Below are 12199 nucleotides of genomic sequence, written 5' to 3'. Positions count from 1 at the left end.
AAGCATAACCCCGCCTTGCCGGAGGCGGCAGGAGACACTGCGCCCCCGGCACTGACAAGTGACTGATTCAGCATTCAAAGTGCCATCTATACTGCCTGTGTCGCGGATCTTCACCCTCTTTGCCAGATACATCTGGCACTTGCCTGAGGGGGCCGATCCTCAGGATTGATGGGAGAGGGACCTTGATGAAACGAACGCTGCTGCTGTTGCCACTGGCCACCTTGCTGAGCGCCCCCACCGAGGGCGCCGGCCTCTATCTGTACGAAACCGGCACCAACGATCTCGGGCTCGCCTCCGCCGGCATGGCCGCCAGGGCCCAGGATGCCACAGTGCAGCTGGTGAATCCCGCCGGCCTGAGCCACCTGGAGGGGCGCCACCTCACCCTGGGCGGGCAACTGCTCTACGGGGACGTCCCCTACGATCTGGACGATCCCGCGCAGGGGGATGTCGATACCGTCATCGGCTGGTTCCCCGCGGCCTCCGCCTACTACAGCCAGCAGCTCGATGAGCGCTGGTCGGCGGGCCTGGCGCTCTATGGCAACTTCGGGCTGGGGCTCGATTTTGGCGACTGGGCCGGCAAGCAGCTCATCAAGGAGGCCACCCTGCTCGCCCTCACCCTGCAGCCATCCATCGCCTACCGCCTCGACCAGCACTGGTCGATCGGGGCCGGGGTCGGCATCAACTACGGCCTGTTCGCCCTCACCCGGGAGGGCAGTGGCGGGGAGCAGAAGCAGGACGACAGTGACTGGGCCCTCAATGCCAGGCTGGGGCTGCTCTATGAGTGGAACCCGGGCACCCGACTCGGACTCGGCTATGCCAGCGAGGTGACCTATCACTTCGCCATCGACCGCGACATCACCTTCTCGCGCCCCAATCTGCCCGGGATCGGCGCCACCCTCCCCCTCTCCGGCATGGTCAACAGTCCCCAACAGTTGATGGTGAGCGTCTTTCACGGCTTCGCCCACGACTGGGCCATCATGGGCAATCTGGGCTGGCAGGATTGGAGCCGCTACAACGACAACGAGGTCGCCATCTTCGACCGCACCTCCTCGCAGAAGGGGCTCTATCAGGACAGCTACCACCTGGCAGTGGGGCTCCAGCACGCGCTGACGCCGCAGTGGACCCTCAATGGCGGCCTGGCCTACGACAGCAGCGCCTATCGGGATCAGGACCACACCTCCCTGACGGTGCCAAGCGGCGCCGCGTTGCGCCTCGGCACCGGGGTGACCTATGCCTTCAACGCCCAGGAGACCCTGGGGGCCGGGTTTGAGTACATTCACATGGAGAGCGCCAGCGTCGATGAAAGCTCCCTCTCGGGTCGCTACCCCACCCCGGCCCTCTACTTCTTCGCCCTGAACTACGGCAGGCGCTTCTAGGCAGGCCCCGCTTCGGCCATAAAAAAAGGAGAGGCCCAGGCCTCTCCTTTTGATTTCGCTTTCCGACGCCGCTCAGTGCAGCTTCATGCTCGGGCGCAGCACCCGGTTGATACGGCCCACCAGCATGATGAGACCGGTCTTGATGTAGCCGTGCAGGGCGACCTGGTGCATCCGGTAGAGGGAGATGTAGACGATGCGGGCGATGTAACCTTCCACCATCATGGAGCCGCGCATCAGGTTGCCCATCAGGCTGCCCACGGTGGAGAAGCGGCTCAAAGAGACCAGGGAGCCGTGGTCGTGGTAGAGGTAGGGCTTCATCTCGCCGCCGTTCATCCGAGCCAGGATGTTCTTGAACGCCTGGGTCGCCATCTGGTGGGCGGACTGGGCGCGGGGCGGCACGAACTTGCCGTCCGGCTGCGGGCAGGCGGCGCAGTCGCCGATGACGAAGATGTTCTCGTCACGGGTGGTCTGCAGGGTCTCCTTGACCACCAGCTGGTTGATGCGGTTGGTCTCGAGCCCCGCTATCTCCTTCATGAAGTCCGGCGCCTTGATGCCCGCAGCCCACACCATGAGGTCTGCTTCAATCAGCTCCCCATCCTTGGTGTGCAGCCCATCGCTAGTGGCTTCGGTGATCATGGTGGCGGTGCGCACGTCCACACCCAGCTTCACCAGCTCCTGGTGGGCGGAGCCGCTGATGCGCTCAGGCAGGGCCGGCAGGATGCGGGGGCCCGCTTCCACCAGTGTCACCTTGAGGCTGTCGGTGGTGAGGTTCTTGAAGCCGTAGGCGTAGAGCTGCTCCACCGCGTTGTAGAGCTCGGCGGAGAGTTCGACGCCGGTGGCGCCGCCGCCGACGATGGCAATCTTCACCTTGTCACCGGGCTGGTATTCGGTGGCGAACTGCAGGAAGCGGTTCATCATGCTGTTGTAGAAGCGGTGCGCCTGGGAGGGACTGTCCAGGAAGATGCAGTGATCCTTGATGCCCTTGGTGTTGAAGTCGTTGGACACAGAACCGATCGCCATCACCAGCACGTCATAAGCCACTTCCCGCTCGTTGACCACCAGGGCGCCGCTCTCGTCGTGGATGGGGGCCAGCACGATGCGTTTCTCGTCGCGCTTGATGTCGGTCAGGCTGCCGAGCTGGAATTCGAAGCCGTGGTTCTTGGCGTGGGACTGGTAGCTCAGGGCGTCGATGCCCGCATCCATGGAGCCGGTGGCCACTTCGTGCAGCAGGGGCTTCCACAGGTGGGTGCGGTTGCGATCCACCAGGGTGATCCTGGCCTTGTTCTTCTTGCCCAGCTTGCGGCCCAGGCTGGTCGCGAGCTCGAGACCGCCGGCGCCACCGCCTACAACGACAATATTCATCATGATGATTTTCCTTGGTTCCTCAAAACGAAAGGGAGCCATTGGCTCCCTAAAACGAAATCGGTTGACGTGATGGCTCAGGCTTCTTTGAAGGCCTTCATCCGTTGCAGATGGTGCGAGATGTTCTTGAACTTATGGGTCTCGCGCTCATCCCATACGATGTCGTAATAGTTCTTCAATTCACGTTCAGTGTCCCGATTATCGCGGATTTCATCCTGAACGGAAAGGATGCACAGGCAGTTTCCTGAATTTTTATTACGAAATTCGGTTACACACTTGGTGCCGATGTCCTCGTACTCTTCCGGCCTGTCGATCTTGCCCTGCATGTTCTCTTCCGGGTGCAGGTTGGGGTTGAAGGCCACCTGTTTGATGCCGCACAGAAACCCGATCCGCTCGCTCCAGTAGCCGCCGAGCCCGACCCCGCAGATGAGGGGCTTGGGGTCTGTGCTCATGTCGAGCTGCTTCTTCACCTCCTTGAGCAGGTGGCTCATGTCGTGGCGGGGGTGAACCGTGCTGTAGTGAACGAAGCGCACATCATCATCGATAAACTGCAACTGCAGCACTTTCTCATGATTGCCGGGGCTGGTGGCATCGAAGCCATGCAGATAGATGATCATGGATAAGACCTCAAGAACTGTGTCGGTTCTATCGAAACTACCCCAGCGAACCGCAGAGGCGCCACCAAAACATCGCACTTTCTTGCTTTGGATCACGCCCCCTGCCGCCGGAAAATCCTTTTCCCACCCCGTTTGGGCGCATTCGGCAGGGGAAAAGGGGCGCCAGGCCCCTGACGAGGGTAGGCGCGCAGCCCTGCCTGCTCCCGGCCTCAGCCCAGGGTCTGCTCGAAGCGATCCACCGCCGCCGCCACCAGGGCCAGGCTCCCCTGCCAGAAGGCCGCCTCGCGGATGTCCTGCCCCAGGTGTTTGGCGACCAGCGCCTCGGCGCTCATGCGGCCGGTGTCTCTCAGCAGGGCGCGATAGGCCTGTGCCACATCCTGCTCGCCCGCGGCCTGACGGCTCATCAGCTGCTGATAGACCCCGAGGCTGAACAGGTAGCCAAAGAGGTAGGGGTAGTTGTAAAAGCCGAAGCCCGCGATGGAGAAGTGCGCCTTGGCAGCCCAGAACATAGGGTGATAGCGGCCAAGGCTCTTCTCATACCAGCGCCCCCAGGCCTCGTCGGTGAGCGCCTTGAGCCGGGCCGAGGAGACATAGCCCTGCTCGCGCTCGGCCACCAGGGCCTGCTCGAACGCGAAGCGGGCCGGGATATTGACCAGGAAGGTGGCGGCGCCGTCAGCTTCCGCCCAGGCGATGGCCTGGCGCTCCTCGGCGCTTCGGGCCTGCTCGAACAGGGCGCTGCGCACTAGCGTCTCGGCGAAGATGGAGGCGGTCTCGGCGAGCGTCATGGGGTAGCTGCGCTGGCTCATGGGCAAGTCCCGGATGAGCCAGTTGTGCCAGGCGTGTCCCAGCTCGTGGGCGAGCGTGATGACGTTGTCCATGGTGCCGGCATAGGTGATGAAGACCCGCGGCTCCACCGGATCGGCAAACTTGGTGCAGTAGGCCCCGGTGCGCCGGTTCGGGGTGGGAGCCGCATCAATCCAGCCGCGCTCGGCCATCATGCGGGCAAATTCCCCCATCTCGGGATCGAACCCGGTGAAGGCCAGGGCGATGATCTCGATCGCCTCCTCGAACGGGATGCTGCGGTGGCTGCTCGCCGGGGGCGGCGCGAACAGATCCTCAGGCCCCAGCTCTTCGATGCCGAGCCGCCGGGCCATCAGCCCCAGGGCCCGCTGACCCAGATGGCGAGCCTGCCAGGTCTCCTGCATCAGGGTATCCAGGGTCGCCCGCTCGATGTGGCTCTGGTGGCAGGAGAGATCCAGCGCATCCAGGGTCCGCACCCTGCCGCGCTGGCGCGAGAGCTCCAGGCGCCAGCCGTTGAGGGCGTTGAGGATGGCGGCCACCGTCTCCTGCTCCCCCTCCCAGCCAGCGCTGATGGCGTCGAAGGCCTCTTTGCGCAGGGCCCGATCCGGGCTGGAGAGCAGGTTGCTCGCCTCCGCCAGCCCCCGCTCCTGGCCGGCGACCCGCACCCGGATCTTGCCCACCAGATCGTTGTAGAGGTTGCCCCAGGCGTGCAGCCCGTCGGTGCCAAGGCCGATGACCAGCTGCTCCGCCTCCACCGGCAGCCGCTGATCCTGCAGGCGGCGCTCGTGGCGCAGCCGGTATTCCTCCTCCCCGAGCAGGGAGTCCTGCATCAGCTGCTCGAACTCGGCCTCCGGCAGACCCAGCATCAGATCTTCGATGGGGGCCAGCGTCTTGAACAGGTCCGCGTTGAGGGCCCGGGCCCGGGAGGCCAGCTGCTTGGCCAGGGGATCCCGGGCGTCCTGGCTCCCCGTGCAGGCCGCCAGCACGGCGATGTTCCAGCCTATTTCGCGGATGCGGCGTGCCCGCAGCCGCACCTCTCGCAAGCCATCCCGCAGGCCATCCCGCAGGGCGGCGTCCAGATCACGCAACGGCAGGCCGTCGATGAAGAGCGCCAGCTCGGCGAGGCTGGCGCGGGCCAGGCTCATGTCCGCCTCCAGCACGCTGCTGTCGAGGGAGGGGTAGATGTGCTGATTTTGCCACTGCTGTGGGTAGACTCGTTGTTGCATCGAACGCTCATTGTCAGAGACGGGTCCGGCCCGTCGTGAAACAGGGGTGGCCCAGGGCCACGCACAGGAATACCAAGGCTGGCGGCGACACCAGCCGGATCAAACGCGGCGACTACACCAGCCGCTCGAGGCGTTCAACTGCCTCCTCCACCTGGTGCAGGCTCTCCTGCCAGAAGGCAGGCTCGCGAATGTCGACCCCCAGGTGCTTCTCCACCAGGCTCTCGGCGCTCATGCGGCCAGTGTCGGCGAGCAGCGCCCGATAGGCCGGCACGAAGTCGGCCCCGACCCGCCCCTTCTGGGCATAGAGCCCCAGGCTGAACAGGTAGCCAAACAGATAGGGGTAGTTGTAGAACCCGAACTCGGCGATGGAGAAGTGACCCTTGCTGGCCCAGAACAGCTCGTCATATTGGCTGAGGCTGTCACCATACCACTGCTGCTTCGCGGATTTCATCATGGCCCTCAGCTGGCTCGCCCCCAGATACCCCTGGGCCCGGCCTGCCACCAGCGCCCGTTCGAAGTGGAAGCGGGAGGGGATGTCGAGCAGCAGGCTCGCGACCCGCTCCCCGTCCATCCAGGCGATGGCCAGACGCTGCTCCCGGGTCTGCGCACGGGCGAGCAGGGCGTCCCGTACCAGGGTCTCGGCAAACAGGGAGGCGGTCTCGGCCAGCGTCATGGGGTAGTCACGCTGCTCCAGCGGGAGGTCTCGCAGCAGCCAGCTGTGCCAGGCGTGACCGAGCTCGTGGGCGAGCGTGATGACGTTGTCCATGGTGCCCTCGAAGGTCATAAACACCCTGGGCTCGGCGGGGTCGGCATACTCGGTGCAATAGGCGCCGCTGCGCCTGTTGTCGCTCGGCGCGGCATCGATCCAGCCCCGATCCGCCATCATGCGGGCGAAGGCCCCCATCTCGGGATCGAAGGCGGCGAAGGCATCGGCCACCAGGGTCAGCGCCTGTCCGAAGCCAAAGCTTGCCTGCCCCGCGACGGGCGGCGGGGCATAGAGATCCCAGGGGGCGAAATCCGTTATCCCCTGGGCACTGGCCATGGCCCGCAGGGCCCGCCTGCCCAGCGCCTTGTGGGCCTCGGCCTGCGCCATCAGGGTCTCCAGGGTGATGCGATCCAGGTGCCCCTGGTGGCAGGAGACGTCCAGCGCATCGAGCAGCCGCCCCTTGCCGCGCTGGGTGGCGAGCTCGTTGCGCCAGCCGTTGATGGCGTTGAGGATGGCAGCCACCGTCTCCTGCTCTGCGGCCCAGGCGGCCTGAATGCCGTGCCAGGCGCTGGCGCGCCGCGCCCTGTCCGGGTGGGAGAGCAGGTTGTCCGCCTGGGCCAGCCCCATGGGCTCCCCCGCCACCTCTGGCCTGAGTCTGGCCACCAGGCTGTCGTAGAGATCCCCCCAGGCTTGCAGGCCGTCCACCGCCAGCCCCTCGATCAGCTGCTCGCTCTCGAGGGAGAGGGCCTGATCCTTCAACCGGCGATCGTGGCGAATGAGGTAGGCCAGCTCGAACAGCTCGGGATCCTGCAGCAGGGTCCGCACCTGATCCTCGGGGGCATTCAGCCAGAACAGGGCCACCGGCTTGACGAGCTGGGCCAGCCTCGCCTGCAACTGCTGGCCACGGGAGAGCAGCACCCGGGCGGCCTCGTCGCGGCCGTTGCGGCTGAGCCTGTTGTAGGCGAAGGTCTGGCTGTTCCAGGCTTGTCTGCGCACGGCGTTGGCCTGGCGGCGAATGGCCCGAAGCAGGTGGCGCAAGGCATTGATGTCCCGCGTCTCTGGCAGGCTGGCCAGCAGGCTGGCAATCTCGGTCAGGGCCAGGGCGGCGCGCTGGAAGTCGGCGTCGATGGCCGGGCAATCGGGGGCGGCATAGATGTGATCATCCTGCCAGAGGGTGGTGGTCATAACTGTCCTTGTCTGTTTGCGTCCATGTGGGGGCCCTGCCTCTGTGGGCAGTGACCGCCAAATAGTACGAAGGGGGCCGGCCCTTGCCTAGCCCCCATTCTGGTCAACAAACAGCAGATCCGACCTGCGACGCCCCCTGTCGGCAGGGGACGATTCCTGAGCGACCGCCGCTGTTATTTCGCGGGAGTCAGCTTGCCCACCAGGGTCATGGCCAGCACCAGCAGCAGACCGGCCACCACCCCCACCAGGGCGCTCAGCAGGGTCGGCGTCACCGCGGCCAGCACGGCGCCCCCGGTCAGGGGGGCCAGGCTGGCGGCCACCCCCTCGATGAGGTGATGGGCAAAGGGCCAGCCGTGGACCAGAATGCCGCCCCCCACCATGAACATGGCGATGGTGCCGACCAGGGCCAGCAGGTGCATCAGCCGGGGCGCCGTCACCAAGAGCCCCCGCCCCACTGCCCGGCGCAGGGCGCCGGCATCCGGTTTTTGCAGCAGGTGCAGGCCGATGTCGTCGAGCTTGACGATGAGCCCCACCAGGCCGTAGACCCCCACCGTCATCAACAGGGCAATGCCCGCCACCACGGCAATCTGCAGGCCCAGGCTCGAGCCCTGCACTGTGCCGAGGGCGATGACGATGATCTCGGCGGAGAGGATGAAGTCGGTGCGAATGGCCCCCTTTATCTTCTGCTGCTCGAAGGCCTCCAGATCGTCCGGGATCGCCTGCGCCGACGAGACCGTCTCGCCGCTGTCGTGGGGCAGGAACTTGTGGGCCAGCTTCTCGGCCCCCTCGAAGCAGAGGTAGGCGCCCCCCAGCATCAGCAAGGGGGTGATGAGCCAGGGGATCAGGGCGCTGATGGCGATGGCGGCGGGCACCAGGATCAGCTTGTTGCGAAACGAGCCCTTGGCCACCTTCCACACCACGGGCAGCTCCCGCTCGGCCCGCACCCCGGAGACCTGCTCCGCATTGAGGGCGAGATCGTCCCCCAGCACACCGGCGGTCTTCTTGGCCGCCATCTTGGTCATCAGGGCCACATCATCGAGCACGCTGGCGATATCGTCGAGCAGGGCCAACAGACTGGTTCCGGCCATATCAGGTATTCCTTATATCAGTGGGAAAATCCCCTCCGGCACCCAGGCCATCTCGCCGGGCCGATGCCGCGAGCGAGTGCCGAGCAGAGGGGGCTCCTTGTTTCAGGCAAAAGATGGCACAGTGTAGCGAGAAGCCGCCCTTTCGGCAGCCCCCCATGACAGGGTCAACCGGCCTTGTTTCACCTGAAGGCCCCAAGCCCAAGGAGTACCCATGCAACCCTGGCAACCCCTGCTCGATTTCTGGTTTGGCGACGACTCAGGCGACGCTCCCCGCGCCGCCCGGCAAGCCCCCCTCTGGTGGGGCAAGAGCAGCGAGACGGACGCGCTGCTGGCACACCGCTTTGGCGAGCTGGCACAGGCCGCCGCAGAGGGGGAGCTCGCCCACTGGGCCGAGGTGCCGGTGGGCAGGCTGGCGCTGATCCTGCTGCTGGACCAGCTGCCGCGCAACCTTCATCGTGGCACGCCCGCGGCCTTTGCCCAGGATGCCAAGGCCCGGGATCTCTGCCTCAGGGGCCTCTCCCTTGGCGCGGACAAGGCCCTCTCCCCGCTGGCGCGGGTCTTCTTCTACCTGCCGCTGGAGCATGCGGAGTCCCGGGAGCAGCAGGCCAGAAGCGTGGCCCTGTTCGAGGCGCTGGCGACCGAGCAGGGGAACGGCCAGGCGCGCGAGACCTTCGAGGGATTCGCCGACTTCGCCCGCCGCCATCAGATGATCGTCCAGCGCTTTGGCCGCTTCCCTCACCGCAACGCCGTTCTGGGGCGCACCAGCACCCCGGAGGAGGCCGAGTTCTTGCGCCAACCGGGCTCCGGCTTCTGAGCCGCTTCGCCAAGCGCGCATAACGCGCATAACGCGCATAAAAAAACGGGCCCTCGGGCCCGTTTTGCATGCAGGGTGGCGGGGTCATGCCGCCTCCGCCAGCGCCTCCTCTTTCTTCTGGTAGGCCTGGGGGGAGAGCCCCAGCAGCTCCTGCACGGTCGAGGCGACCGTGATGGAGGAGATGGTGCCCACCAGGATGCCGGCGAACAGGGTGAAGGAGAAGCCGAACAGGGCGTCGCCACCGAACAGCAGCAGGGCCCCCACGGTGAACAAGGTGGTGCCGGAGGTGATCATGGTGCGGCTGAAGGTGGCCTTGATGGCCACGTCGGAGCAGTCGTGGATCCCCATCTGGGTGCGCGAGCCGAGCAGGTCACGCAGCCGGTCCGAGATGACGATGCTGTCGTTGAGGGAGTAGCCGATCACCGCCATCAGACCGGCGATGACGTTGAGGTCGAACTCGATGTTGAACAGCGCCAGCAGCCCCAGGGCCACCAGACCGTCGTGCAGCACAGAGACCAGGATGCCGATGGCCTGGCGCCACTCGAAGCGCACCGCCAGGTAGGCGGAGATGGCCAGCGACGCCACCAGCACCGCCAGCATCCCCTGCTGGAACAGCTCGGCGCCCACCTGGGGGCCCACTATGGTGGTGCGCAGCAGCTCCACCGGCAGGGCGAGTTGCTGCCCCAGCATGGTCGCGAGATCCTCCGCCGCCCAGGGCAACTCGTGGGGAGGCAGCTTGATGAGCCACTCGCCGGGCACGCCGGCGCCGTGCAGCTCCACCGCCCCCGCCAGGGGGGCGCTCAGCAGGGCGTTGAGCTCGTGGGCCTCCTTCAGGGTCTGGATGCGAAACTCCAGCAGTATGCCGCCGGTGAAGTCGAGCCCGAGGGAGAGCCCGTTGATGGCGAGCACGGCGATGCTCGCCACCGTCAGCAGCACCGAGGCCCACATCCCGATGTAACGCCAGCGGGTCAGGCCCATGGCAATGATCATTCTCAGCATTCTTCTTCCCTCGACAGTTGGTGCTGGCTTCCCGCAAGGAAGCGAGTGGCGCGGAGCAGGCTCGAACGCGCGGTGTCATGACACAGGTGGTCAGTCATGGTCATACCCTCAGCAGCTTGGCGCGGCTGTTGCCCCACAGGGGGTTGATGATGGCGCGGGTGCCCCAGATGCCGGTCACCATGCTGGAGATGAGCCCCAGGATCAGGGTGATGGAGAAGCCCTGCAGCGGCCCGGAGCCGATGGCGTAGAGCACCACGGCGCAGATGAGGGTGGTGATGTTGGCATCGAAGATGGTGCGAAACGCCGAGCGATAGCCAAAGTCGATGGCGTTGGCCAAGGAGCCCCCCTCCCGCAGCCTGTCCTTGATCCGCTCAAAAATCAGCACATGGGTATCCACCGCCATGCCCACGGTCAGCACCAGGCCGGCGATCCCGGGCAGGGTCAGCACGGCCCCCGGCAGCACCGCCAGCATCCCCACCTGCATCAGCAGGTTGCCGATGAGTGCCGTGATGGCGACCCAGCCGAACTTGCGATACCAGGCCATCATGAACAGCATCATGCCCGCCATGCCGAACGCCAGGGCGGTGAAGCCCGCCTCTATGTTCTGCAAGCCCAGGGTCGGGCCTATGCTGCGCTCCTCCAGGATCTTCAGCGGCGCCGTGAGGGCGCCGGCCCGCAGCAGCATGGCCAGCTCCTGGGCCTCTGGCAGGCTGCCAATCCCTGTGATGCGGAACTGGTTGCCAAGGGCGGTCTGGATGGTGGCGACGTTGATCACCTCGCTTCGGGCCCGCAGCCGGCCCTCGGCATTGGTCTTGTACTCGGTGAAGACGGTGGCCATGGGCTTGCCCACGTGCTGGCGGCTGAACTGGTTCATCTTGCTGCCGCCCAGGGTGTCGAGCACTATGTTGACCTGGGGCTGACCCATCTCCCCCATGTTGGCGCGGGCATCGACGATGTGCTCGCCGCTCAGCACCGGCTTGCGGGCCAGACCGACCGCCTGGCCGCTGCGATCCGCCATGAAGAAGCGGCTGTCGGCCTTGGCCTCGTAGAAGGCCAGGGATGCGGTGGCACCTATCACCTCTTTCGCCTGCTTGGGGTTGTGCACCCCGGGCAGCTCGATGCGGATGCCGTCCTGACCCTGACGCTGGACCGAGGCCTCGACGATGCCGAGCTCGTTGATCCGCTTTTTGAGGATCGACAGGTTTTGGGTCACGGCGTTGTTCACCAGCAGGGTGCGCTCTGCATCGCTCAGCACCAGCTTGAGCTCATTGCCGGAGCGGGAGAGCTTCCACTGATCCTGACGGGTGCCGGCGCTCTCCTTGATGATATTGAGCCAGCCCTCCTGCCCGTCGACGTCCGGCAGGGTGACGGCCAGGGCCCCCTGGGCGGTGCGCATCACGCTGGCGCCGCGCAGGTTGGCCTCGCGGAAGCGGGTGCGCAGGGTATCCACCAGGTTCTTGGTCTGGTTGTCGATGACAAAGTCCACGTCGACCCCGATCAGCAGCTGGGAGCCGCCGCGCAAGTCCAGCCCGAGCTTGATGGGATCGGCGCCGAGCCGGCTTATCCAGGTCGGGGCATTGGAGTGAAACTCCAGGGTGAGGGCGGCGCTGTCCACCCCCTGCTGCTCCAGCAACTGCTTGGCCCGCTGCTGCTCGGCCTGGGTGGCGAACACCAGCTCTACCCGCTCCTTCTGCTCGATCTGCAGCTGGGGGGCTATCTGGTGCTCCTGCAGCAGGCGCTGCTGCGCCCCGCTCAGGCGGCTCTGGCCATGGAGGCCCAGGGAGGGTTGCTCACCGAAGAAGGTGGGCAGGGAGTAGAAGGTGAAGGTGAGCAGCATCAGCAACAGCAGGGCGTACTGCCACAGGCTCATGCGGTTCAGTATGGTATGACTCTTTTTTCTCATGAAATCGGCCTCTGTCAGGCGATGGCAAGGGCGACACCGGGTCGCACCGTGCAAAAAAATGAAACAAGACAGCCTAGCCGTTCACTAAAAGTGAACAGCAACAGAGAGAAGATGAGGCAACA

At 65.6% G+C, this 12199-nt stretch carries 9 protein-coding genes; 2 read left to right on the top strand and 7 right to left on the bottom strand.

The annotated features are described in order from the left end of the window. The first annotated feature begins 185 nt into the window (after window positions 1-185). Window positions 186-1376: an OmpP1/FadL family transporter gene (locus ACWPWQ_RS16975; protein ID WP_454010325.1), complete on the top strand. Its 1191-nt coding sequence runs from the start codon at window positions 186-188 to the stop codon at window positions 1374-1376. 72 nt (window positions 1377-1448) lie between these two features. Here the strand turns inward: ACWPWQ_RS16975 and ACWPWQ_RS16970 are convergent, their stop codons facing one another. The 5 genes from ACWPWQ_RS16970 to ACWPWQ_RS16950 all read right to left on the bottom strand — a co-directional run bounded on the left by ACWPWQ_RS16970 (window position 1449) and on the right by ACWPWQ_RS16950 (window position 8361). Next, a complete protein-coding gene (locus tag ACWPWQ_RS16970; protein ID WP_247626712.1) occupies window positions 1449-2741 on the bottom strand; it encodes an NAD(P)/FAD-dependent oxidoreductase in 1293 nt (430 codons plus the stop codon). Between the two features lie 74 nt (window positions 2742-2815). Then, entirely contained in the window at window positions 2816-3355 is a 540-nt protein-coding gene (gene ycfP, locus ACWPWQ_RS16965) for an alpha/beta hydrolase YcfP (RefSeq protein WP_454010324.1), read from the bottom strand. Window positions 3356-3564: 209 nt separating this feature from the next. Continuing rightward, entirely contained in the window at window positions 3565-5382 is a 1818-nt protein-coding gene (locus tag ACWPWQ_RS16960) for a M3 family oligoendopeptidase (protein WP_454010323.1), read from the bottom strand. A 112-nt stretch (window positions 5383-5494) separates the two neighbouring features. Beyond that, a complete protein-coding gene (locus tag ACWPWQ_RS16955) occupies window positions 5495-7273 on the bottom strand; it encodes a M3 family oligoendopeptidase (RefSeq protein WP_454010322.1) in 1779 nt (592 codons plus the stop codon). A 173-nt stretch (window positions 7274-7446) separates the two neighbouring features. Further along, a complete protein-coding gene (locus tag ACWPWQ_RS16950; RefSeq protein ID WP_429159018.1) occupies window positions 7447-8361 on the bottom strand; it encodes a DUF808 domain-containing protein in 915 nt (304 codons plus the stop codon). Window positions 8362-8572: 211 nt separating this feature from the next. Between ACWPWQ_RS16950 and ACWPWQ_RS16945 the strand changes: the two genes are divergently transcribed. Further along, the gene (locus tag ACWPWQ_RS16945; RefSeq protein ID WP_454010321.1) at window positions 8573-9175 is read left to right on the top strand and encodes a DUF924 family protein; all 603 of its coding nucleotides are present in this window, start codon (window positions 8573-8575) and stop codon (window positions 9173-9175) included. An 84-nt stretch (window positions 9176-9259) separates the two neighbouring features. Here ACWPWQ_RS16945 and secF read toward each other — a convergent pair whose 3' ends face one another. Further along, window positions 9260-10174 (bottom strand): protein translocase subunit SecF, encoded by a 915-nt coding sequence (gene secF, locus ACWPWQ_RS16940; RefSeq protein ID WP_202045164.1) that lies wholly within the window; start codon window positions 10172-10174, stop codon window positions 9260-9262. A gap of 100 nt (window positions 10175-10274) precedes the next feature. After that, entirely contained in the window at window positions 10275-12077 is a 1803-nt protein-coding gene (secD, locus tag ACWPWQ_RS16935; RefSeq protein ID WP_265437292.1) for a protein translocase subunit SecD, read from the bottom strand. Between the last annotated feature and the right edge of the window lie 122 nt (window positions 12078-12199).

Source organism: Aeromonas sp. Marseille-Q7275, assembly GCF_965119515.1.
Note: the sequence above shows the minus strand (reverse complement) of the source record. Positions and strands in the feature narration are given on the sequence as shown.

Coding starts and splice junctions, on each gene's coding strand:
- ACWPWQ_RS16975 (WP_454010325.1), top strand. CDS start 186: ATGAAACGAACGCTGCTGCTGTTGCCACTGGCCACCTTGCTGAGCGCC.
- ACWPWQ_RS16970 (WP_247626712.1), bottom strand. CDS start 2,741: ATGATGAATATTGTCGTTGTAGGCGGTGGCGCCGGCGGTCTCGAGCTC.
- ycfP (WP_454010324.1), bottom strand. CDS start 3,355: ATGATCATCTATCTGCATGGCTTCGATGCCACCAGCCCCGGCAATCAT.
- ACWPWQ_RS16960 (WP_454010323.1), bottom strand. CDS start 5,382: ATGCAACAACGAGTCTACCCACAGCAGTGGCAAAATCAGCACATCTAC.
- ACWPWQ_RS16955 (WP_454010322.1), bottom strand. CDS start 7,273: ATGACCACCACCCTCTGGCAGGATGATCACATCTATGCCGCCCCCGAT.
- ACWPWQ_RS16950 (WP_429159018.1), bottom strand. CDS start 8,361: ATGGCCGGAACCAGTCTGTTGGCCCTGCTCGACGATATCGCCAGCGTG.
- ACWPWQ_RS16945 (WP_454010321.1), top strand. CDS start 8,573: ATGCAACCCTGGCAACCCCTGCTCGATTTCTGGTTTGGCGACGACTCA.
- secF (WP_202045164.1), bottom strand. CDS start 10,174: ATGCTGAGAATGATCATTGCCATGGGCCTGACCCGCTGGCGTTACATC.
- secD (WP_265437292.1), bottom strand. CDS start 12,077: ATGAGAAAAAAGAGTCATACCATACTGAACCGCATGAGCCTGTGGCAG.